Below are 22495 nucleotides of genomic sequence, written 5' to 3'. Positions count from 1 at the left end.
TTATGATTAATAAAAAAAGCAAAAAGAAGCAAGGATTCACACTAGTAGAAATGGTTATAGTTATAACTATTTTAGGAATATTATCTGGGATAGGATTTCTGAAGTTTGGAGAAGTTCAGCAGACGGCAAAAATTAATGCCGATAAGGTAGCAGCATCAGGTTTAGTTACGGCTACAAATTTAGCCATACAAAGTGGAGAAATTGAAATAAATAAAATAAATAATGATACAGACATTATCCAAGAGTTAGTAACAAAAGGATTTATTACAGTAGCTCCAAGACCACAGAGCAAAGATAAAGAATCTAGTTTTAAGGTTGAAATATCTGAGAAGGGAGACGTATCAGTTTTAATTGATAAAGAACCTTTTTATCCAGAAAAAGAATCTTAAAAAATAGAATACAAAATAAAAAATAAGAACTATCTATAAATTTAGATAGTTTTTTTGTATATTAGGATAGATTTTGAAAAGAAAAACATATTTTAAGAAAGGATAGTGTATATATACAAAGTCTTATAAGATATTTAATAGTATTAAGTATAAAAATGACAAAATAAATATGAAGGAATATTTAAAAAATCTGTAGAAACACTATATATATCCAAAGGTCAATTTTATATACCAAAACTTAACAGTATACATAAATTTAATAAAATAATATGATATTTATAGAATCATTTAATAAAAAATGGTATAATAATAAATTGTACTTTAATCTAATATAAAAATGAAGGAGTGACAGTCACATTGTTAGGGAGAAATGAGTTATGCCCTTGTGGAAGTGGCAAAAAATATAAAAAATGCTGTTTAAATAAAGATGTTGTTATGGAGAGAGCTGAGAGAAAAGTTAGTTCTACACAAAAACAATATTCACAATTATATACAAGAATACAGGAATTTGCTAAACAAGATAAATTTAAAGAAGAATGTGAAAAAGCTAAGGAAATGTTCTATATAGTTGAGGATGAAGCAACTAATGAAAAATTTGAAAGATTCTTCAACACTTATTTTATCCAAGACCACATAATGGAAAATAAGAAAGTAATGACAGTTGAATTTTATGAAGAAAATAGAGATAACTTAACAACTCAAGATGTTGAAGTGTTAAGAAGTTTATTTGAATCTTATGTAAGCGTATATGAAGTTACAGAAATATTAGAAGGTAAAATAGTATTAAAAGACTGTTTAACTGAGAGAGAAATTTCAACAGAAGACATCAACTTATTAAAAGACTTTAAAGTTGGAAGCTGTATGATAGCTAGAATAGTTGAAATAGAAGGAACTAGTATATTAATAGATGTAACTATAAGTATATCTAGTGCAGTTAAAGACGTAATATGTAATGATGTTAGATATCTATTCAATCAATATGAAGATTTATATAAAGATATGAAGACATTCTTAATCCATCATACACACATATTATATAAGTATATGCAACAATTACTTGATCCAAGTATAGCAGAATATTTAAAAGAACAAAAAGAATCAAAAATGAAAAAAGTACAAGAAGAAGTAGCTTTAACTTCTGAAGAAGGACAAGAAGATGATTGTAAAGTATGTTCTGTCCTTAGACAAAATGTTGAAGCTGAGCATATAGATGCTTGTGTATCATTCTGGAAAGAGTATACAAAAACAAACTCAGATGTTAAAGGATCTGAAAATGGATGGGCAGCTGCTGTTGAATACCACATAAAGAAAAATGCTGGAGAAAGTATAACACAAGCTCAAATATCTAAGAAGTATGAAATAAGCCCTAGTACATTAGGAAAAAGATATAAAGATCTTAAAGTATCTTAATAAAAAGCATAAACTAAAATTTTAGGAATTATATTTAAATATAATTCCTAAAATTTTATTCAAAAATATAAATATATCTGTATAAATTTTATATTTTTTATTAAAAAAGGTTTTAATATGTTCAAATAATGTATAAAATAAAGATATAAAATATACAGAAAGAGGTACATGTATGAGTCTTAAGTTAGGAAGCGCAATTGCCGTATCAACAAATTACATAAAATCTAATCCAGCAGTTCCTGTGTATAATGGAGAAGAAAATCCAAATAACCTTTATGCGGTTATTTATCATATAGAAATAGGATATAATGAATCTAGTGTTCAAAAAACTAAACAATATATAATAATAGATTATAAGGAATTTGACTTATCTCAAGATAAGAAAAATGAATTAATAGAAATAGGAAAAGAATACTGTAAAAATAAAGGGATATCTGAAAATGATGAATTACAAATAGCTCTTTTAGATGATAATGAAGAAGCTGAAATATTCTTAGAGAAAATATTCAACAATATGAAGGTTATAAGAGGACTTATAACTAAAAAGGACTAACAATATGAATTTAGCAGGTATAGAAGAAATAACACCTTTTGAAGGTGTAGCAGAATTTAAAATTTATAAATACGACGATAGAATAGACTTAAGTGATAAAGAACAATTTATATGTGATCTAAAATTAGTTAGTATTAAAGTTAATCCTATTTATGTAGAGAGAATAGGTAAATCAATGGATATGTTAGCTTTAGTAAAAAATTTAAACCCAAAATTAGAAAAATCAAGTATAAAAGAAGATATAAAAGAGTTTATATTAGATGAAATTTGGGAAGAAGGTCTAGAAAAAGAGAATATAGATGTAATATTTATAGAAAGCTAGGTATATACCCTAGCTTTTATAATGTTTTTAATGTATTTTTAGATATAAAGTAAAAATACAAACTATTAAGATGTAAATAGGAGGAAAACTATGTTAAGAATATCTAATTTAAAAATAAGCATAAATGAAGATATATCAGTATTAAAGAAACTTATATTAAAAAAATTGAAAATAAAAGAAAAAGACCTTATAAAGTATACTATATATAAAGAATCTATAGATGCAAGAAGAGGAAAGATTGATTTTGTATACACTGTAGATGTAGACGTTAAAAATGAAGAAAAATTAATAAAAGCTAATATAAAAGATGTAATAAAATTAAAAGAGACAAGATATATAGGTGTTCAAACAGGAGAAGCAAAATTAAAGAATAGACCTGTAATAATAGGTAGTGGTCCAGCTGGATTATTTGCAGCACTTTTATTAGCACAAAGAGGATATAATCCACTTCTTTTAGAAAGAGGGCTAGACGTAGACCAAAGAACTAAAGATATATATAATTTTTGGACTAACAGAAAGTTTAAAAATAATTCAAATGTACAATTTGGGGAAGGGGGAGCAGGAACTTTCTCAGATGGTAAGCTTACTACAAGGATAAAGGATATAAGATGTAGAAAAGTTCTAGAAGAGCTTGTTAATTTTGGTTCTCCAAATGAAATATTATACTCTCATAAGCCACATGTAGGAACAGATATATTAAAAGGCGTAGTTAAGAATATAAGAAATGAAATAATAAGACTTGGCGGGGAAGTTAAGTTTGATGCTAAGGTTACAGATATTGAAATTGAAAATGGAGAAATAAAATCAGTAGTAATAAATGATGTAGAAAAAATAGAGTCAGAAGTCATAATACTTGCAATAGGCCATAGTGCAAGGGATACTTATAAAATGTTAAATAAAAGAGGTGTAAAAATAATTCAAAAACCTTTTGCTATAGGGGCAAGAATTGAGCATCCTCAAGAATTAATAAACAAGTCTCAGTACAAAGAATATTATAATCATCCTAGATTAGGTGCAGCAGACTATAGACTGATAGATCACGCATCAAATGGTAGAACTGCATATACATTCTGTATGTGCCCAGGAGGGACTGTAATAGCCTCAGCATCTAATGAATTTGAAGTAGTGACAAATGGTATGAGTGAACATGCAAGAGACCAAGTAAATGCCAATAGTGCTTTCTTAGTAAATGTACTTCCAGAAGACTTTGGAAGTGATGATCCATTAGCAGGAGTATATTTCCAGGAGAAATATGAAAGACTAGCTTATGAATTAGGTGGAAAAAATTATAATGCTCCAGCTCAACTTGTAGGAGATTTTTTAAATGATAAAGTATCTACATCATTAGGTAGTATAGAACCATCATATAAACCAGGAATAGAGTTTGTCGACTTAAGAGAATGCCTTCCGGAGTTCGTAACTACAACTATGAAAGAATCATTAATTTCTTTAGATAAAAGATTAAATGGATTTGCTATGCATGATGCAGTTTTAACAGGTGTGGAAACTAGATCATCAGCTCCTATAAGAATAGTTAGAGATGAGGAAACTTTAGAGTCTGTAAATGTTAAAAATCTATATCCATGTGGAGAAGGCGCAGGATATGCAGGTGGTATAGTTACAGCTGCAGTAGATGGAATAAAGTGTGCAGAAAAAATTATAATGAAATATTCAAATATATAAGTAAAAATACTATGAACTAATTCAATTCTAGTTCATAGTATTTTTTTATAGATAAATAGAATTTATTATAAATTATGGTTAAAATTTTAACGATTGATAATTATTAAACTGTAAAATCATTAAAAAAATACATAAATATAATAGTATAAATAATGAATAAATAGAAATTATACTAAGATTGTAAAATATGATTATAATATGTATATGAATAAATAATTTACTTGTTATTTTTTTATTAATGTAATCTATATTTTATGTTATAATTTCATTATACTAAAAAAAGAAGAGAGGTACGTTTATGGGAACTATAAAGTTTGATTATAGTAAGGCATTAGGTTTTTTTAAACAACATGAAATCGATTGTATGCAAACGTATGTAGATGCAGCACACCGTATGATACATGAAAAAACTGGTTTAGGAAATGATTTTTTAGGATGGGTAGAACTTCCAAATAATTATGATAAAGAAGAGTTTTCTAGAATAAAAAAAGCAGCCGACAAGATAACGTCAGATTCAGATGTATTGCTAGTTATAGGTATAGGGGGTTCTTACCTTGGAGCTAGAGCAGCAATTGAAATGGTAAGTCATTCTTTTAGAAACAATTTAGAAAGAGAAGATAGAAAATCTCCTCAAATATATTATGTAGGGAATAATATAAGTTCAACATATATGATGGACTTATTAGATGTTATAAAAGATAAAGATGTATCTATAAATGTAATATCAAAATCAGGTACAACAACAGAGCCTGCTATTGCATTTAGAATATTTAAAGATTTCTTAGAAAAGAAATATGGAAAAGAAGAAGCAAGTAAAAGAATATATGCAACAACAGATGCTAAAAAAGGTGCTTTAAGACAATTAGCAAATGAAGAAGGATACGAAACATTTATAATACCTGATGATGTGGGTGGTCGTTTCTCTGTATTAACACCAGTAGGATTATTACCTATAGCTTGTGCAGGTCTTGATATAGATGCAATGATGAAGGGTGCTCAAGATGCATCACAAGAGTTTAAAGCATCAGATTTAAAAACTAACTACAGTTATCAGTATGCAGTTGTCAGAAATATTTTACATAGAAAAGGCAAAGATGTAGAAATGCTAGTTAACTATGAGCCACAATTACATTATGTAGCTGAGTGGTGGAAGCAATTATATGGAGAAAGTGAAGGAAAAGATAACAAAGGAATATTCCCAGCATCAGTAGACTTTTCAACAGATTTACACTCAATGGGTCAATATATTCAAGAAGGAAAAAGAATATTATTTGAAACTGTTCTTAATGTAGAAAAGTCAAAGAGAAATATAACTATAGAAGAAGCTGATGTAGATTTAGATGGATTAAATTATCTAGCAGGTAAAACAGTAGACTTTGTTAATAAAAAAGCGTTTGAAGGTACAATGCTTGCTCATACAGATGGACAAGTTCCTAACTTAATAATAAACATACCTCAATTAGATGAATATAACTTTGGATATCTTGTTTACTTCTTTGAAAAGGCATGTGCATTAAGTGGATACTTATTAGGGGTAAATCCATTTAATCAACCAGGAGTTGAAGCATATAAGAAAAATATGTTTGCTCTTTTAGGCAAGCCAGGATTTGAAAAAGAAAAAGAAGAATTAGAAAAAAGACTTTAATCAGTTAAGGTTAAGTTAAGAATATAGTAATATAATAAAATCATCAGTAAATAGTTATCTATCTGCTGATGATTTCTTTTTATCTATTGAATCGAAAGTATATAGGTATTAAGAATATTATAGAGTTAAAAGTATAAACAATATAAAGTAAGTAAAAACTAAATATTATGATTAATATATGGGAGGTATTTATATGTCAAATAAGAAAGGCATAGGATTGATAGTAATAGTTTGTATAATAACTGGGGTATTAAGTAGTTTATTCACAGTAGTATTGATGAAAAATAACTTAGTAAGTTCAACAAAAGAAAATTCTACACAAATAGTTGTGAATAATAAGGGAAAAAGTCAAAATGTGTATCATGCCGTAACTGATAAAGCAATGCCATCAGTAGTAGGAATTACAACAACAACGATAGATAATAATAATATTTTTGCTATACCTACACAAAGCCAAGGGGTTGGTACAGGTGTAATAGTTGATGCAAATGGATACATATTAACAAATTCGCATGTTGTTTCAGATGGTAAAGCATCAGATGTTAATGTACTTTTCAATGATGGATCTACATCACAAGGAAAAGTATTATGGAATGACTCTAATTTAGATTTAGCAATGGTTAAGGTAGATAAAAAAGGGTTAACTCCAGCAGAATTAGGAAATAGTGATGATGTTAGAACTGGAGATATATCAATAGCTATAGGTAATCCATTAGGTCTTGAGTTCCAAAAGAGTGTTACACAAGGTATAATAAGTGGATTAGATAGAACTATCAAAACAGAAAAATCTAACATGACAGGGCTTATGCAAACAGATGCTAGTATAAATCCAGGAAATAGTGGAGGACCATTATTAAATGAAAAAGGTCAAGTAATAGGTATAAACACAGCTAAGGCATCACAGGCAGAAGGTTTAGGATTTGCAATACCTATAAATACAGCAAAACCAATAGTAGAACAAATAATAAAAAATGGTAACTTTGAAAAAGTTACTTTAGGAATAAGTGGAGCAGACTTACAAATGTTTGAAGCATCAACAGGAACTGATTTAGCAGCAGAAGATGGCGTATATGTAGTAGAAGTTATGGACAACAGTGCAGCTAAAAAGGCAGGTATACAAGCAGGAGATGTTATTGTTAAAGTTGGAAATGATAAAGTAAGTACAATGTCAGATTTAAATAAAGCTTTATATCAATATTCTTTAGGGGATAAATCTGAAATTACAGTAAATAGAGGTGGAAAAGAAGTAAAATTACAAGTTAATTTTTAATAAATAAAGGGTGAATCTAAGATTCACCCTTTATATTTTTATACTAAATTATATTTAATTTCTATTTAGCTTTACTTTTAACTTGTGATGGACAAGATCCGCTACTAGCGCATCCAGAGCATCCACTACAACCAGAAGATACATTTTTAGAAGTAAACTTTCTAAATATGAATATAACTGATATAGCTATTATTAATCCACCAACTGCAAGTTCCGCAATTGAGCTACCAGATTCTACTGCAAATAAAGTTCCTCCGATTATTCTAACTATAAATGCACCAATCCATGCAATTACAAATTGATATATAAACGATATCCACATCATTTTGCTTCCGTACTCTTTTTTCATTGTAGCAAGAGCTGCAATACAAGGAGTATATAATGATGTAAACACTAAGAATCCATATGCACTAAGGGCAGTGAATACTGTTGGTAAAACAACCTTTAAATCACCATAAAGTACACCCATAGTATTAACAACTATTTCTTTAGCTCCAAGACCTGTAAGTATAGATACAGAAGCTTTCCAATCACCAAATCCTAATGGTGCAAATATAGGAGCTATTAAATGTCCTGCATAAGCTAAGAAACTGTTATTTAAATCTGGTGTATATCCACTGAAGTTAAATGATGATAAAACCCAAATTACAACTGACATTGCAAACATAACAGTAATTACTTTAGTTAAGAATCCTTTTGATTTACTCCAAGCATTTTTAAATAAAGAACCTATAGTAGGTAATTTATACTCAGGAAGTTCTAGTATAAAAGGTTCAACTTCTGCATTAAAAGCAGTTTTATTTAATATAAAAGCTATTATTATAGCTACTACAATTCCTAATAAATAAAGAGATAAAGTAACTAATGCAGCATTTTTAGGGAAGAATATACCAACAAATAATGCATATATAGGTAATCTAGCACTACAAGTCATAAGTGGAGCTATAAGCGCTGTTACTTTTCTATCTTTTTCGCTTTCTAATGTTCTAGTTGCCATTATAGCAGGAGAAGAACATCCAAATCCCATAACCATAGGTATAAATGCTTTACCAGATAGGCCAACTTTTCTCATTATGTTATCCATTAAGAAAGCTGTTCTTGACATATAACCACTATCTTCTAAGAATGACATACCAAAGAATAAAGCAAATACTAGAGGGAAGAAAGGTAAAGTACCTCCAACACCACCAATTATACCGTCTATAATTAATGATCTAAACCAAGGACTAGCATTAGCTAATAAAACATCAGCAGGGCCTGCTACATATGTTTCTATTAAACCACCTAATCCTTCTTGTAAAGGACCTCCAACCCAATCAAATGTAAATTTGAATAATAACATTAGTGCGGCTATAAATATAGGGTAAGCTAAAACAGGATTTAATACAAACTTATCTATTTTATCAGTGATAGTTTTTTTATTGTTATGAGGTAGATTACAACATCTACTTAATATATCTTCTATTTCTTTATAAGTTTCACTTTCAGATCCGAAATTAGTCTTAAAATTAGGTTTATTGTTAGCGACTTTTCTTATAGCAGGAGCTATTTTATCAGTTCCTTCTTTCTTTTTAGCTATTATAGGAATTACTGTCATATTAAGTTCTCTAGATAGTTTATCCACATCTATATGAATTCCTTTAGCCTCAGCTACATCCACCATATTAAGAAGAAGTATTATAGGCTTTTTAAATTCCATAAGTTGAGTTGTTAAGTAAAGGTTTCTAGATAAACTAGATGCATCAACTACATTTACTATAACATCTACATTTCCTTCTTCTAAAAATCTCTTTGATACTTTTTCTTCATTAGAGAAAGTATCCATAGCATAAATACCAGGTAAGTCTACTATATTAATATCTTTTTCTAAAATACCTTCTTTTTTATCTATAGTAACTCCAGGCCAGTTACCAACGTGTTGGTTAGCACCTGTAAGCAGATTGAAAACCGTAGTTTTACCAACGTTAGGGTTTCCAAGTAACGCAACGTTAATCATTTTATCACTTCCTTATTTTAATGTAATGTTTTTAGCGTCAGACTTTCTTATAGCAAGATCTAATCCTCTAAATCTAACTACTATAGGGTCTCCTAAAGGAGCAACTTTTTTTACTTCTATTTCCGTATTATTTATACATCCTAAAGCTAATAATCTCTTAGCTAATTTTTCGTTTCCATTTATATTATTAATAGTACCTCTTTGACCTACTTTTAAATCGTAAACAGTCATTTTTATACCTCCTAATGAAATTCATTATCACTTAAATTGTATCAATAATGATTTTGATTGTCAACTAATAACTAATATTTAAGAATAAATATTTTCGTACAGTAAGAAAACTGATGAAATAAAATTAAATTGGTTAAAAAATAACGTTTTACCGCTATAATATTGACAAATAATGGTTTTATTTGTTATTATATAATTGAAATTATATAAATTTGTAATAGTGGTGATGATATGGCTAATGGTGAGTTAGAAGCATTAAAAAAAGAAATAGAAGCACTAAGAGATGAGATTAATACTTATATAGAATATCCAGAGATATTTAAAGAAGAGATAGTCGATACGAGTAATAAGATAGATATATTAATAAATAAGTATATGAATTTGAGTAATAAGTAACCCACATTAAAGTGGGTTTTTTTATACTCAAAAATCATATGTTCATCCTTAATATTGTATATGTTTAGTACAAAGTGAGAATATTAAATAATTATATGATTTAATAACAAAATTAATTTGTAAGGATGATATTTATTATGATAGGTAGTTTTTTAAGATCAATAGCAATTATAGCAGTATCATATTCAATATTGAAACTTATACAATATAGTCTTAACAAGATATGTAAAATAACTAAATTTGATGTAAGATACGAAAATACCCTTTGTAGCGTATTATCATCAATTTCTTATTACATCATATTCTTGACAAGTACAGTTCTCATATTAAGGGAATTTCAAATAGTGGATATAACTAAATTTGGGACATTAGTTACTGGTGCTAGTATAGTAGGTATACTAGCAGGGGTTGCATCTCAAAGTATATTAAAAGATATATTTAATGGATTTTTTGTATTATTTGAAAAGCAAATGCAAGTAGGAGATTTTGTAATAATAAATGAAACTTTTAGAGGAACTATAGAAGAAATAGGAGTTAGAAGCACTAGTTTAAGGGATTGGGATTTAAAAAGAATTACTATTCCAAATGGTAGTATAAGTAGCATAAGAAATTTTAGCAAGGAGAGAATGAGGGTTGTAGTACATGTAAGGGTACCTTATGAAGAGGATCCAATGAAGGTGCTAGAATCTTTAGAAGAAGTATGCAATATAATGAATGAACAATATAAAAATTATCTATTTAAATTACCATCAGGTAAACCTAAAGGTCCTTTTAATGTATATGGAGTAACAGATATAGAAGATAGTCCAGTGGGAGCAAAATATACAATAACAGGTATAGTATATTCTTATAAGTATTTTAATGCACTTAGAGATACTAAATTACAGATACTTATTGTATTTAGAAATAACAAAGTACGAATAGCTTACCCGACACATATAAATATATTACACAACGATAATGAATATAGAGGAGATTTTTAGAGTATAAATATTTCTTATATATTGTTTATATGAAATAGGGGGGGATTTGAGTGGCAGACCATAAAGAAGTGATTCTGAGGTTACTTATAGCGTTAGTTATAGGGGGGTTAACAGGGCTTGAAAGAGAAAAGTCACATCAATTTGCAGGATTTAGAACACACATCTTAGTATCTGTTGGCTCATGTATAACAGCAATAACATCTTTGTATTTATTTTTTGATTATAGAGAATATGCTAATGTTGATCCTGCAAGATTAACTGCACAGGTATTATCAGGAATTGGTTTTTTAGGTGCAGGTGCTATACTAAAAACCTCAAATGGAATAAGAGGATTAACGACTGCCGCAGGTATATGGGCAACTGCATGTATTGGTATAACAATAGGGTATGGATATTATGTCTTAAGTATAAGTGCTTGGCTATTTGTTATGATAACACTATACATATTGAAGAATATAGACAAAATACTTTTTAGAAAAAAATATACTATTTTTAATGTTGTTATAGATAACATGGGAAGTATATCTATGCTATATTCAATCTTTAAAAAATCTCAAATAGAAGTTAAAAGTATTGATATAGAAGCTGAGGGAGAATCCCTTTGGAAATTGAGCTTTTTTCTAGTTCATGATAGAAGAATAATAGTAGATGAGTTAGTAAAAGAATTGAATATGTTAAAAAATATAATAAGTGTAGATTATTTACACTAAAATAATATAGAATAAGTATAATTAAAAATTTAGGTTGAGGTGTATAAATTGACAAAAAAAATAAGAATAATAACAGATGGATCATGCGATTTTCCACAGGAAGTATTAGATAGAGCAAGACCAGATGTAGTAGGAATAAATGTAGCTTTTGGAGAAGAGAGTTATATAGGGGGAATTGATATAGATTCTGAAACTTTCTATAAAAAAATGAAAGAAAGTAAAGAATTACCTAAAACTTCAAGTCCATCTCCAGATAGATTTTTAGAGCTTTATAAAGGTGATGATGAAGAGCTTTTAGTATTTACATTAACTTCTAAGCTATCTAGCACTTATAATAATGCTGTTTTAGCTAAAGAAATGTACTTAGAAGAAAATCCATATAAAAGAATTGAAGTTATAGATAGTGCAAGTGGGTCTATTGGGGTTGCATCAATGATATTAAAATGCAGCGAACTTATAGATGCTGGTAAAAATATGGATGAAATACTAGAGCACATAGAAAGATACAAAGAAGAAATTGTATTCTTTGGAGCTTTAGAAACATTAGAAAATGCAATAAAAGGTGGTAGAATAAACAAAGTTGCTGGAAAGATAATAAATGCATTAAACTTTAAAGTTATAATAAAAATAGAAGATGGTCTTGTTAAACCTATAGACAAAGCAAGAGGCGGAAGTAATAGTATAAAAAAAGCCTTAGAGTATGTAGAAAACAATGTAGGACACCAAGATGAAAAAACAGTTATAATAGGTCATGCTAATTGTATAGATAAAGCAGAAAAAATAAAGAGCATAGTAGAAGGAAATCTAAACTTCAAAGAAGTATTAATAGCAGAGATAGGTCCTATAATGGGAACGTTCACATCTGAAGGTGCTATATTAGTATCTGTTTTATAGTATATATTAGGTAATATTTACTCAAAATATTAGTATAAAAATTTTTACATTAATAGTGTAATAAGAATATTAGATTTAAGAACCATAAACTCTAGATAAAAATTAATATATTAAAGGAGAAAAGCTATGGGATTAGATAGAAGTAAAATAGAAGATAAATTCAAATGGAATTTAGAGCAGATGTATAAGAATAAAGATGAAGTAGAAAAAGACATAAGTAAGGTTAAAGAACTTATACAAAAGGCTAAAGAATACAAAGGAAAGCTAGCAGAGAGTTTTGAGAATTTATATAACGCACTAAATATATCAGAACAAGCATCAAGACTTTTACAAAACTTATATGTATATACTCATATGAAGCAACATGAGGATACAAGAATAAATGAAAATCAAGGTTTAGCTACAAAAACAGATATGTTAGCTACTGAATTATCTACAGCTACATCTTATATGGTACCTGAAATAATAGCCATAGAAGAGGAGAAGTTAAAAGAATTTATGAAGGATGAAAAATTATCTTTCTATGAAAAACATATAAAAGAAATTTTAAGAGAAAAGCCACATACATTAAGTGAATCAGAAGAAGAAATATTAGCTGCAGCATCTGACATAACTAAAGTATCAGAAGATGTATATGATATGTTTTCTTTTGCAGACTTAGAATTTCCAGAAATAGAAGATGAAGAAGGTAATAAGGTTAAACTTACACACTCTAATTACTCTGTATTTTTAAAGAGTAAGAATCCTAGAGTTAGAAAAGATGCTTTTGAAGCTATGTACTTAGTATATGGTAAATATAAAAATACATTTGCATCAACGTTATATGGAGGCATAAAGTCAGAAATATTCTACTCTAAAATAAGAAAATACAAATCAGCACTAGAGGCATCATTATTCCAGGATGATATAAGTGTGGATGTATATAATAATCTTATAAAAGCTGTAGATGAAAGTTTACCAACACTAAATAAATATGTAGATCTAAAGAAAATGTTTTTAGGATTAGAAGAAATACATATGTATGATTTATATGTTCCTTTAACTGACAAATTTGATATGAAGATAACTTATGAAGAGGCTAAGGAAATAATATTAAATGCTTTAAAACCATTAGGAGATGAATACTTAAAGCTAATACAAAGAGCCTTTGATGAAAGATGGATAGATGTATATGAGAATGAAGGTAAGCAAGGTGGAGCGTATTCTTGGGGTAGTTACGATTCTCATCCATACATATTAATGAGTTATAAAGATGATTTAAATTCTTTATTTACGTTAATACATGAATTAGGTCACTCTATGCATAGTTACTACTCAAGAACTACTCAGCCATATATATATTCAAGCTACAAAATATTCGTAGCAGAAGTTGCATCTACTCTAAATGAGCTATTATTAATAAACTATTTATTAGAAAATTCTAAGTCTAAGGAAGAAACATTATATCTTCTAAATTATTACTTAGAGCAATTTAGAACAACTGTATATAGACAGACTATGTTTGCTGAATTTGAAAAAATAACTCATGAAAGTGTTGAAAGTGGAGAGCCATTAACGGCAAAAGAGTTTACTGATATATATTATAAATTAAATGAGAAATACTACAAAGAATCTTGTGTGGTTGATGAGCAAATAGGATTAGAGTGGGCTAGAATACCTCATTTTTATTCAAACTTCTATGTATATAAATATGCAACAGGATTCTCAGCGGCAAGTGCTTTAAGTAAACAAATACTTGAAGAAGGTAAGCCAGCAGTAGAAAGATATATAGAATTTTTAAAGAGTGGAGGGTCTGAATATCCATTAGATCAACTAAGAAAAGCTGGAGTAGACATGGAGAAAAAAGAATCTGTTGAAGAAGCTCTACAAATATTCAAAGGGCTAGTTGATAAATTAGAAAAAGAATATAAAGGATAAAACAGAACATTAAAAAGGCTTAAGTTATTAATAACTTTAAGCCTTTTTATAGTTTGAGCAATATATATTTAAGTGTTTCGTGGAAGCATCGCTTAAGGCGAATTTAAAGTCATGTTGTTGGTGAAATGAACTATATTGAATTTTACTTTTTCTTAACATAATTTACATCCCTTTAACTTGTTCATAATATTTACTTAACAAAATAACTGTAATATTAAAGTATAAAGAAAAGCAAAATAAACAAAGAATTGTAGCATAAATATGAATAAAAATTAAAGTAAATTATCAAATACCTATGGAGGGAATATTATGTTCAAGAAAAAAATAGCAGTTTTATTATCAAGTACAATATTAGTAGGAAGTTTAGCAGTAGGATGTGGGTCAAGCTCGGAATCAAATGGAGATAAGATTACAATGTCAGGTTCAACTTCAGTAGGGCCAGTAGTAGAGATACTAGCACAAGATTTTCAAAGTAAGAATGAAGGTGTATCTATAGAAGTTCAGCAATTGGGATCTTCAGCAGGTATAAAAAATGCAATAGATGGAACATCTCAAATAGGTATGGCATCTAGAGATTTAAAGGATGAAGAAAAGCAAGCAGGATTAAAGGAAACTGAAATAGCATTAGATGCTATAGCAGTAATTACTAATAAATCAAATGAAGTAAAAGATTTAAGTATTGAGCAAATAAAGGATATATACACAGGGAAGATAAATAACTGGAAAGAAGTTGGAGGAAAAGATGCTCCAATAGTAGTAGTATCAAGAGAAGATGGATCAGGAACTAGAGGGGCTTTTGAGGAAATAGTTGGATTTGAAGCAGATGAGTTAACTCAAGATGCACAAATAAGTGATGGATCAGGAAATATAAAATCTACAGTAGAAGGTAATGAAAATGCAATAGGATATATATCATCTTCATATGTTGATGATAAAGTAAAACAATTGACAGTAGAAGGACAAGAATTAACAGTAGAAAATGTTAAGGATAAGAAATATCCTCTAGCTAGACCATTTTTACTAGTTAGTAAAGAAGAAAATATTACTGAAAAAGGAAATGAATTTGTAGAGTTCATATTAAGTGAAGAAGGTCAGAAAATAGTAGAAGGTGAAGGGCTTATAAGCATAAAATAAATATCCTCATTATTTTAAGAAAAAAGGCACATATAGTTATGTGTCTTTTTTCTATTTTAATATGCTAAGTGATTGGAAATTATCTGATCTATGAAAATTTCTAATTTTAAATTGCCAAATTGAGTAACAGACGTATTCATAGTAAGTGTACTAATATATCATTGGTGAAATTAAGCAAATTTTTACATAAATTTAACGAAAATATAAAAAGTAAAATCTATGTTAAAAAAATGCCTTTTATTTTACTTCAAGTTAACGGAAATCTAATATGGATTTAACCTAGAAATAATACTATATGTGTGTAAGGAATAATAAAAAATAATGAATAAGAAATATATTGAGGATTTTTGAGGAGGATTTTTATGTTAGTTAAGTCTCGTATAGTAAGCATAGAACAAAGAGACAATAAAAATAGCAACAACAAGAATAAATATATAGCAGAGAAAATATCTAAGAACGTATTTATGATAAGTGCATTAATAGCAGTTGCAAGTTTACTTTTAATAATAGGATTTGTATTCTATAAAGGTTTAACACCATTTTTATTTAAAGATTATTCATTTATAGAATTTATAACTGGAAGTAAATGGATACCAAGTGCAGATAAATTTGGAATTTCATCAATGGTAGTTGCATCATTAATTGCAACGACAGGAGCTTTAATAATAGGAGTACCAGTAGGTATACTTACGGCAGTATTTATAGCTGAACTAGCTCCAAAAAAATTAGCTAAAATAATATCTCCAGCAGTTGAGCTATTAGCAGGTATACCATCAGTTTTATATGGAATATTTGGTTTAGCAGTTATAGTACCAGCAATACAAAACATATTTAATTTACCAAAAGGTCAAAGTTTATTGGCGGTGATAATAGTTTTAGCAATTATGATGTTACCTACTATTATATCGGTATCTGAAACAGCAATAAGAGCAGTACCAAAAGCATATAAAGAAGGTTCATTAGCATTAGGTGCATCGAATATAGAGACAATATTTAAAGTTGTATTACCAGCTGCAAAGTCAGGAATATTAGCAGCAGTTATACTTGGAATAGGTAGAGCATTAGGTGAAACTATGGCAGTAATACTTGTTGCAGGTAACTCTCCAGTAATGCCATCATCTCTAATGGATAGTGTAAGACCACTTACTACAAACATAGCGTTAGAGATGGGATATGCATTTGGGACACATCAAGAAATGTTGTTTGCAACAGGAGTTGTATTATTCACGTTTATATTAATCTTAAATATAGTGTTAAATAAAGTTTCGAATAAGGCGGTAGATTAGCATGAGAAAATTTAAAGAAAATATATTAAAAACATCAGTTTATTTATCTGCGGCATTTACAGTAACAACATTAATTGTGATAGTCGGATATATATTTATGCAAGGTATAAAAGGAATAAATCCATCATTCTTATTTAGTGATTATTCGCCAATGGGTGGTGGAGGAATACTACCGATGATAGTATCCACAGTTTATATGGTACTTTTATCAATAATAGTGGCAACGCCAATAGGTATATTATCAGCAATATATCTACAAGAGTATGCTAAAAAAGGAAGATTAGTAACAATAATAAGATTTGCGACTGAGAGTTTAGCAGGTATACCATCAATAATATATGGATTATTCGGGGGAATATTTTTTGTAGTTACCTTAGGAATGAAGTACTCAATACTTTCAGGGGCATTGACAGTAGCAATAATTATATTGCCAGTAATAATAAGAACAACAGAGGAATCTTTAAAGACAGTACCACAAAGTTATAGAGAAGCATCATTAGCTTTAGGTTCAACTAAGTTCCAAACCTTATATAAAGTAGTACTTCCCAGTGCAATACCAGGGATACTATCAGGAGTTATATTATCAGTGGGTCGTGTTATCGGAGAATCAGCGGCTATATTATTAACAGCAGGAACAGTTGCACAAATGCCAGGAACTATATTTGATAGTGCTAGAACATTAACAGTTCATGCATATTTACTTACAAAAGAAAAAGGAGATATACAAGGAGCAGCAGCTATAGGAATTGTGTTAATAATAATGGTACTAATATTAAATACATTAGCTAAAGTAGTGGCTAAGAAATTAAATAAAGCAAATTACTAAGAAATTTTACGAGGTGTAAAAGATGAGTTTAAATAATACAAAGATAAGTATAAAAAATTTAGATTTATATTATGGAAATAATCAAGCATTAAAGAAAATAAATATGAATATAGAAGAAAGGAAGGTTACTGCATTAATAGGTCCTTCTGGATGTGGTAAGTCAACATTTTTAAGAACTTTAAATAGAATGAATGATTTAATAGACAATGTCAGAATAGAAGGACAAATAGAGGTAGATGGAGAAGATATATATAAAAGTGAAGATGTAATAAAATTACGTACTAAGGTAGGAATGGTATTTCAAAAGCCAAACTTATTCCCAATGAGTATATATGATAATGTAGCCTATGGACCTCGTACACATGGAATAAAAGATAGAAAAGTTTTAGACAAGATCGTTGAAGAAAGCTTAAGAGGGGCAGCTATTTGGGATGAAGTAAAAGATAGATTAAAATCATCTGCACTAGGGCTATCTGGAGGTCAACAGCAACGTATATGTATAGCAAGAACAATAGCTATGAAACCAGAAGTAATACTTATGGATGAGCCCACATCAGCGCTAGATCCTATATCTACAGCAAAGGTAGAAGAGTTAATAGAGTCTTTAAAAGATGAATATACTATAGTAATAGTTACACATAATATGCAGCAAGCGGCACGTGTATCTGACCAAACAGCATTCTTCTTAACTGGAGAAGTAGTAGAGTTTAGTGACACAAAAACTATGTTTACAACTCCAACGGATAAGCGTACAGAAGATTATATAACAGGAAGATTTGGATAAAACTTATAAGAAAAGGAGTAAATATATGGTTGATACAAGTTTAGAGTTAAGTATAAACACACTTAAAAACTACACATTAGCAATGATAAAAAGGTGTAGGGAAGCAGTAGATAATTCTATTAACTCTATGATCAATAAAGACTTAGAGGGAGCAAAAAAAGTAATAAAAGAAGATGATGAGATAGATACTCTAAGAGAATATATAAGAGATAGAAGTATTGAACTTATAGCATTAAAACAACCAATGGCAAAAGATTTAAGATATATATATGCTCTAGGAAATATAGCACTTGATTTAGAACGAATAGGAGATTATGCAGTTAATATAGCACAAGAAACTTTAAAAATAGGTGATGAAGCCTATATAAAGGAATTAATTGATATACCAAAATCAGCTAAAATATGTACTGATATGCTTAATGATATTTATAAAGCTTTGGAAAATGAAGATGAAGACCTTTGCTATGATATAGCAAAAAGGGACGACAAGATAGATAATTTATACGAACAAATACACGTAGATTGCTTAGAAGTTATGAATAAGAATTCAACTACTATAAATCAGGGAGTAAGGCTTTTATTTGTAGGAAGGTACTTAGAAAGAATAGGTGATCACAGCACTAATGTATGTGAAAAAATAATATATGCTATAAAAGGTGAAATGGTTGAGATAGGATAAAGTAAAAGCTTTATCCTATTTATAATTTGAGATAATTTATGATTTAATTTACAAATAAGCTATAAATTAAAAATTTTAGAGATTAGTCAAATTAAGAATCAAGATAGATAAAGGAAGCAAAAAAATATATATAATTTTTATATGGGAATTTAAATAGTCCTAATTAAGGAAGATTCAGAAAATTTCAATAAATTAGAAGGTGTTGATATTATAGATATAGTGGAGTACTATTTAATTGAAAATGTTTTCAATTTCAAAGGGGGCTAATAAAAATGGGGAACAATGTTAAAGAAGTAATAGAAAAAGTTATCGATGATGTAAAAGCTAGAAATAATGGAGAACCAGAATTCCATCAAACAATAGAAGAAGTTTTACATTCATTAGAAGGTGTTTTAGAAAAACATCCAGAATACATAGATGCAAGTATATTAGAAAGAATAGTTGAACCAGAAAGACAAATAATGTTTAGAGTGCCTTGGGTTGATGACAATGGAAAAGTACATGTAAATAGAGGATTTAGAGTACAATTTAACAGTGCAATAGGACCATACAAAGGTGGACTTAGATTCCATCCATCTGTTAACTTAAGTATAATAAAATTCTTAGGATTTGAACAAATATTCAAAAATTCTTTAACTGGATTACCAATAGGAGGAGGAAAAGGTGGATCTGACTTCAACCCTAAAGGAAAATCTGATAATGAGATAATGAGATTCTGTCAAAGTTTTATGACTGAATTATATAGACACATAGGTAAAGATATAGACGTACCAGCTGGAGATATAGGAGTTGGAGCTAGAGAAATAGGATTCCTATTTGGACAATATAAGAGAATAAGAAATGCTTATGATGCTGGAGTATTAACTGGTAAAGGATTAACTTATGGAGGTTCTTTAGCTAGAAAAGAAGCTACTGGATTTGGAGTTGTATACTTTGTAAACGAAATGTTAAACTATCACAAAGATACATTTGAAGGCAAGAGAGTTGTTATATCAGGTTCAGGAAATGTTGCAATATATGCAGCTCAAAAGGCTATGGAACATGGAGCTAAAGTAATAGCTATGTGTGACTCTTCTGGATATATAGTAGATGAAAATGGTATAGATTTAAGTATAGTTAAGCAAATAAAAGAAGTAGAAAGAAAGAGAATAAAAGAATATGTAGCTAGAAAAGAAGGTGCTACATACGTTGAAGGTCAAAAAGGAATATGGACTGTTAAGTGTGATATAGCTATGCCTTGTGCTACTCAAAATGATATAAACTTAGAATCAGCTAAGATATTAGTTGAAAATGGAACTAAAGTAATTGGAGAAGGAGCTAACATGCCTTGTACAAATGAAGCTGTTGACTATTTCTTAGAAAAAGGATTATTAGTTGCTCCTGCTAAAGCTGCAAATGCTGGTGGAGTTGCTACTTCTGCTTTAGAAATGTCTCAAAATAGTATGAGATTATCTTGGACATTTGAAGAAGTTGAAGAAAAATTACAAGTAATAATGAAGAACATATTTGAAGCATCTAAAAATGCTGCTGAACAATATGGTCATGCTGGAAACTATGTTGTAGGTGCTAACATAGCTGGATTCTTAAAAGTTGCAGATGCTATGATGAGTCAAGGTGTAATATAAGTTAAACTTATATCGTTATAAATAATATAGATTTTTCAAATTCATTGAATAAAAAAGAGAGGTATCCTTTTGGATATCTCTTTTTTATTTGTAATAAAAATAAATCAATATTTCTCATGTTATAATATAAATCTAAAAAATAAACAAATAATAAGGATTAATTATAAACATGATTAATAAGAAATATATTATAAAGATAGGAGTTTAAAAAATATGGACATTTTAAAGAAAATTGCAGAGATATTAAATAAATTAGATTGTACTTGGGCTATAGGTAGTTCTATGATGCTAAAATTTAATGGATTAGTAAAAAATCCAAGGGATATAGATATATTAATAGAGGCAAAAGATTCACAAAAAATAAAAAAGGCTATGGATAATATAGGTCAAAGTCTAGATTTGCCATCTAAATATCCATTTAGAACTAAAGAGTTTTTTGGGTATAATATAGATGGAGTAGAAGTAGAATTTATGGGTGACTTTAGTATAGAGTTAGAAAATAAATCTATATACAAGTTTATACTAGATGAAAAGTCTATAAAGTATTTAACAAATTTAGATAAAGTAGTTATACCTATAACCACTCTAGAAGATTGGTTTGTAGCATATTTAGTTATGGGAGATCCTAAAGGAAGAGTACCTATTATAAAAAAATACTTAGTTAAAAATGGTATAAAACATGAAGAATTATTAAAAAGAAATTTAGAGCAGGACTTACCAAATGATATAAAAAATGAAATAATAGAATTATTAAATATAAATAAATAACAAATTGGAGGGAAAATTTTGAAATTAGAAAAAGTCGGCATGAGGACCTTTAAAACAGGATTAAGTGTAGCTGTTTGTGTTGTATTAGGTTCAATGATTGTCCAAAATCCATTTTACTCAACCATAGCATGTGTAGTATCAGTGCAAGATACAGTTAAAGGTTCGCTAAAAGCTGGATTTAACAGAGTAAAAGGTACGATACTTGGAGGTATAATAGGCTTTCTAATTGTGCTAATTAAGCCAGGAGATGCATTACTTTGTGGTCTTGGAGTAATTATTACAATATATCTATGCAATATGTTTAAACTCAATAAAGCAGTAGTTGTTGCATGTGTAACTTTTTTATCTATACATCTTGGAGTTATAAATTCTAGCCCCGCAGAGTATTCATTCTTTAGAGTGTTAGATACTTCAATAGGAGTAGTTGTAGGGGTATTTATTAATTATATATTAGCAAGACCAGACTATTTAGATACTACAAAAAATGATTTTCAATCTATAGAAAAATTAACAAAAGAATTTCTAGAACTTAAGATATTAAAAAAAGGAAGTTTTAATATAAAAGAGCTAGAAAAAGAGATAAAGAAAGTAGAAGGCTCTTATTCTAAGTTGATAGATGAGCTAGATTATAGCAGAGATAATATAGATATAGAAAAAATAGAAGAAACAATAATTATATGTAGAGAGATATATTTCCATGTACAGTCAATAGAATTATTAGATAAAAAACTATACTTAAGCAAAGAAAATTATACAATTCTAAGAGATATCTATGAAATAGAAGAAATAGAATGGGATTTAGATGAAAGCAAAAGTCCTGTATTCAATTATCATCTAAGGAAGATAATAGAAGAAGCAGAAATACTTCATACTATTAATAGTAACAATCAATATAAATTATATTAAAACGATCTAGTGAATCTAGAGATTAATTTAATATATTCAAATTACAAATTTAATAAATAAAATTTAGTGCCTTCGTAAATATTACCTA

Annotated in this window: 22 protein-coding genes; 20 read left to right on the top strand and 2 right to left on the bottom strand. The window is 28.6% G+C overall.

Annotated features, from left to right (window positions below):
- Positions 1 to 2 precede the first annotated feature (2 nt).
- The 7 genes from I1959_RS09350 (at position 3) to htrA (ending at position 7272) form a co-directional block, all read left to right on the top strand.
- Positions 3 to 389: a prepilin-type N-terminal cleavage/methylation domain-containing protein gene (locus I1959_RS09350; protein WP_195238079.1), complete on the top strand. Its 387-nt coding sequence runs from the start codon at positions 3 to 5 to the stop codon at positions 387 to 389.
- A 357-nt stretch (positions 390 to 746) separates the two neighbouring features.
- Entirely contained in the window at positions 747 to 1799 is a 1053-nt protein-coding gene (locus tag I1959_RS09345) for a YecA family protein (RefSeq protein ID WP_195238078.1), read from the top strand.
- Positions 1800 to 1971: 172 nt separating this feature from the next.
- Positions 1972 to 2352 carry a hypothetical protein gene (locus tag I1959_RS09340; protein WP_092922396.1) on the top strand — a complete coding sequence of 127 codons (381 nt, stop codon included), beginning with the start codon at positions 1972 to 1974 and terminating at the stop codon, positions 2350 to 2352.
- 4 nt (positions 2353 to 2356) lie between these two features.
- The gene (locus tag I1959_RS09335; RefSeq protein WP_195238076.1) at positions 2357 to 2674 is read left to right on the top strand and encodes a hypothetical protein; all 318 of its coding nucleotides are present in this window, start codon (positions 2357 to 2359) and stop codon (positions 2672 to 2674) included.
- Positions 2675 to 2764: 90 nt separating this feature from the next.
- Entirely contained in the window at positions 2765 to 4357 is a 1593-nt protein-coding gene (locus I1959_RS09330) for an NAD(P)/FAD-dependent oxidoreductase (RefSeq protein ID WP_195238067.1), read from the top strand.
- Between the two features lie 298 nt (positions 4358 to 4655).
- Complete coding sequence (locus tag I1959_RS09325) at positions 4656 to 6002, top strand: glucose-6-phosphate isomerase (RefSeq protein WP_092922405.1); 1347 nt, start codon at positions 4656 to 4658, stop codon at positions 6000 to 6002.
- 193 nt (positions 6003 to 6195) lie between these two features.
- Positions 6196 to 7272 carry a serine protease HtrA gene (htrA, locus tag I1959_RS09320; protein ID WP_092922408.1) on the top strand — a complete coding sequence of 359 codons (1077 nt, stop codon included), beginning with the start codon at positions 6196 to 6198 and terminating at the stop codon, positions 7270 to 7272.
- A 61-nt stretch (positions 7273 to 7333) separates the two neighbouring features.
- On the opposite strand, the gene feoB is transcribed toward htrA, so the two are convergent.
- Positions 7334 to 9268, bottom strand: coding sequence for a ferrous iron transport protein B (gene feoB, locus I1959_RS09315; RefSeq protein WP_195238065.1), 1935 nt, complete (start codon positions 9266 to 9268; stop codon positions 7334 to 7336).
- Positions 9269 to 9280: 12 nt separating this feature from the next.
- The gene (locus tag I1959_RS09310; RefSeq protein WP_166504700.1) at positions 9281 to 9499 is read right to left on the bottom strand and encodes a FeoA family protein; all 219 of its coding nucleotides are present in this window, start codon (positions 9497 to 9499) and stop codon (positions 9281 to 9283) included.
- A 231-nt stretch (positions 9500 to 9730) separates the two neighbouring features.
- Here I1959_RS09310 and I1959_RS09305 point away from each other — a divergent pair, with 231 nt between their 5' ends.
- The 13 genes from I1959_RS09305 (at position 9731) to I1959_RS09245 (ending at position 22407) form a co-directional block, all read left to right on the top strand.
- Positions 9731 to 9895, top strand: a complete 165-nt coding sequence (locus I1959_RS09305) for an aspartyl-phosphate phosphatase Spo0E family protein (protein ID WP_092922417.1) — start codon at positions 9731 to 9733, stop codon at positions 9893 to 9895.
- 137 nt (positions 9896 to 10032) lie between these two features.
- Positions 10033 to 10878: a mechanosensitive ion channel family protein gene (locus I1959_RS09300; RefSeq protein WP_195238064.1), complete on the top strand. Its 846-nt coding sequence runs from the start codon at positions 10033 to 10035 to the stop codon at positions 10876 to 10878.
- Between the two features lie 50 nt (positions 10879 to 10928).
- Complete coding sequence (locus I1959_RS09295) at positions 10929 to 11588, top strand: MgtC/SapB family protein (RefSeq protein WP_092922423.1); 660 nt, start codon at positions 10929 to 10931, stop codon at positions 11586 to 11588.
- 48 nt (positions 11589 to 11636) lie between these two features.
- A complete protein-coding gene (locus I1959_RS09290) occupies positions 11637 to 12482 on the top strand; it encodes a DegV family protein (protein WP_195238062.1) in 846 nt (281 codons plus the stop codon).
- A gap of 126 nt (positions 12483 to 12608) precedes the next feature.
- On the top strand, positions 12609 to 14399 hold the full coding sequence (pepF, locus tag I1959_RS09285; RefSeq protein WP_092922429.1) for an oligoendopeptidase F: 1791 nt from the start codon (positions 12609 to 12611) through the stop codon (positions 14397 to 14399).
- 309 nt (positions 14400 to 14708) lie between these two features.
- Complete coding sequence (locus I1959_RS09280; RefSeq protein ID WP_195238060.1) at positions 14709 to 15533, top strand: phosphate ABC transporter substrate-binding protein; 825 nt, start codon at positions 14709 to 14711, stop codon at positions 15531 to 15533.
- 362 nt (positions 15534 to 15895) lie between these two features.
- The gene (gene pstC / locus I1959_RS09275) at positions 15896 to 16819 is read left to right on the top strand and encodes a phosphate ABC transporter permease subunit PstC (RefSeq protein ID WP_166504705.1); all 924 of its coding nucleotides are present in this window, start codon (positions 15896 to 15898) and stop codon (positions 16817 to 16819) included.
- Position 16820: 1 nt separating this feature from the next.
- On the top strand, positions 16821 to 17645 hold the full coding sequence (pstA, locus tag I1959_RS09270) for a phosphate ABC transporter permease PstA (RefSeq protein WP_092922438.1): 825 nt from the start codon (positions 16821 to 16823) through the stop codon (positions 17643 to 17645).
- 22 nt (positions 17646 to 17667) lie between these two features.
- On the top strand, positions 17668 to 18429 hold the full coding sequence (gene pstB, locus I1959_RS09265) for a phosphate ABC transporter ATP-binding protein PstB (protein WP_166504706.1): 762 nt from the start codon (positions 17668 to 17670) through the stop codon (positions 18427 to 18429).
- Positions 18430 to 18454: 25 nt separating this feature from the next.
- Positions 18455 to 19108 (top strand): phosphate signaling complex protein PhoU, encoded by a 654-nt coding sequence (gene phoU, locus I1959_RS09260; protein ID WP_092922444.1) that lies wholly within the window; start codon positions 18455 to 18457, stop codon positions 19106 to 19108.
- Positions 19109 to 19380: 272 nt separating this feature from the next.
- Positions 19381 to 20733 carry an NADP-specific glutamate dehydrogenase gene (gene gdhA / locus I1959_RS09255; RefSeq protein ID WP_092922447.1) on the top strand — a complete coding sequence of 451 codons (1353 nt, stop codon included), beginning with the start codon at positions 19381 to 19383 and terminating at the stop codon, positions 20731 to 20733.
- A gap of 213 nt (positions 20734 to 20946) precedes the next feature.
- On the top strand, positions 20947 to 21501 hold the full coding sequence (locus I1959_RS09250) for a nucleotidyltransferase domain-containing protein (RefSeq protein WP_195238058.1): 555 nt from the start codon (positions 20947 to 20949) through the stop codon (positions 21499 to 21501).
- An 18-nt stretch (positions 21502 to 21519) separates the two neighbouring features.
- Positions 21520 to 22407, top strand: a complete 888-nt coding sequence (locus tag I1959_RS09245; protein WP_195238056.1) for an FUSC family protein — start codon at positions 21520 to 21522, stop codon at positions 22405 to 22407.
- Positions 22408 to 22495 lie beyond the last annotated feature (88 nt).

This window comes from Romboutsia sp. 1001285H_161024_C4 (assembly GCF_015550185.1).
GTDB classification, from domain to species: Bacteria; Bacillota; Clostridia; order Peptostreptococcales; family Peptostreptococcaceae; genus Romboutsia_C; species Romboutsia_C hominis.
Note: the sequence above shows the minus strand (reverse complement) of the source record. Positions and strands in the feature narration are given on the sequence as shown.

Coding starts and splice junctions, on each gene's coding strand:
- I1959_RS09250 (WP_195238058.1), top strand. CDS start 20,947: ATGGACATTTTAAAGAAAATTGCAGAGATATTAAATAAATTAGATTGT.
- I1959_RS09305 (WP_092922417.1), top strand. CDS start 9,731: ATGGCTAATGGTGAGTTAGAAGCATTAAAAAAAGAAATAGAAGCACTA.
- I1959_RS09330 (WP_195238067.1), top strand. CDS start 2,765: ATGTTAAGAATATCTAATTTAAAAATAAGCATAAATGAAGATATATCA.
- htrA (WP_092922408.1), top strand. CDS start 6,196: ATGTCAAATAAGAAAGGCATAGGATTGATAGTAATAGTTTGTATAATA.
- feoB (WP_195238065.1), bottom strand. CDS start 9,268: ATGATTAACGTTGCGTTACTTGGAAACCCTAACGTTGGTAAAACTACG.
- I1959_RS09300 (WP_195238064.1), top strand. CDS start 10,033: ATGATAGGTAGTTTTTTAAGATCAATAGCAATTATAGCAGTATCATAT.
- I1959_RS09350 (WP_195238079.1), top strand. CDS start 3: ATGATTAATAAAAAAAGCAAAAAGAAGCAAGGATTCACACTAGTAGAA.
- I1959_RS09325 (WP_092922405.1), top strand. CDS start 4,656: ATGGGAACTATAAAGTTTGATTATAGTAAGGCATTAGGTTTTTTTAAA.
- phoU (WP_092922444.1), top strand. CDS start 18,455: ATGGTTGATACAAGTTTAGAGTTAAGTATAAACACACTTAAAAACTAC.
- I1959_RS09340 (WP_092922396.1), top strand. CDS start 1,972: ATGAGTCTTAAGTTAGGAAGCGCAATTGCCGTATCAACAAATTACATA.
- I1959_RS09335 (WP_195238076.1), top strand. CDS start 2,357: ATGAATTTAGCAGGTATAGAAGAAATAACACCTTTTGAAGGTGTAGCA.
- I1959_RS09280 (WP_195238060.1), top strand. CDS start 14,709: ATGTTCAAGAAAAAAATAGCAGTTTTATTATCAAGTACAATATTAGTA.
- gdhA (WP_092922447.1), top strand. CDS start 19,381: ATGGGGAACAATGTTAAAGAAGTAATAGAAAAAGTTATCGATGATGTA.
- pepF (WP_092922429.1), top strand. CDS start 12,609: ATGGGATTAGATAGAAGTAAAATAGAAGATAAATTCAAATGGAATTTA.
- pstC (WP_166504705.1), top strand. CDS start 15,896: ATGTTAGTTAAGTCTCGTATAGTAAGCATAGAACAAAGAGACAATAAA.
- pstA (WP_092922438.1), top strand. CDS start 16,821: ATGAGAAAATTTAAAGAAAATATATTAAAAACATCAGTTTATTTATCT.
- I1959_RS09310 (WP_166504700.1), bottom strand. CDS start 9,499: ATGACTGTTTACGATTTAAAAGTAGGTCAAAGAGGTACTATTAATAAT.
- pstB (WP_166504706.1), top strand. CDS start 17,668: ATGAGTTTAAATAATACAAAGATAAGTATAAAAAATTTAGATTTATAT.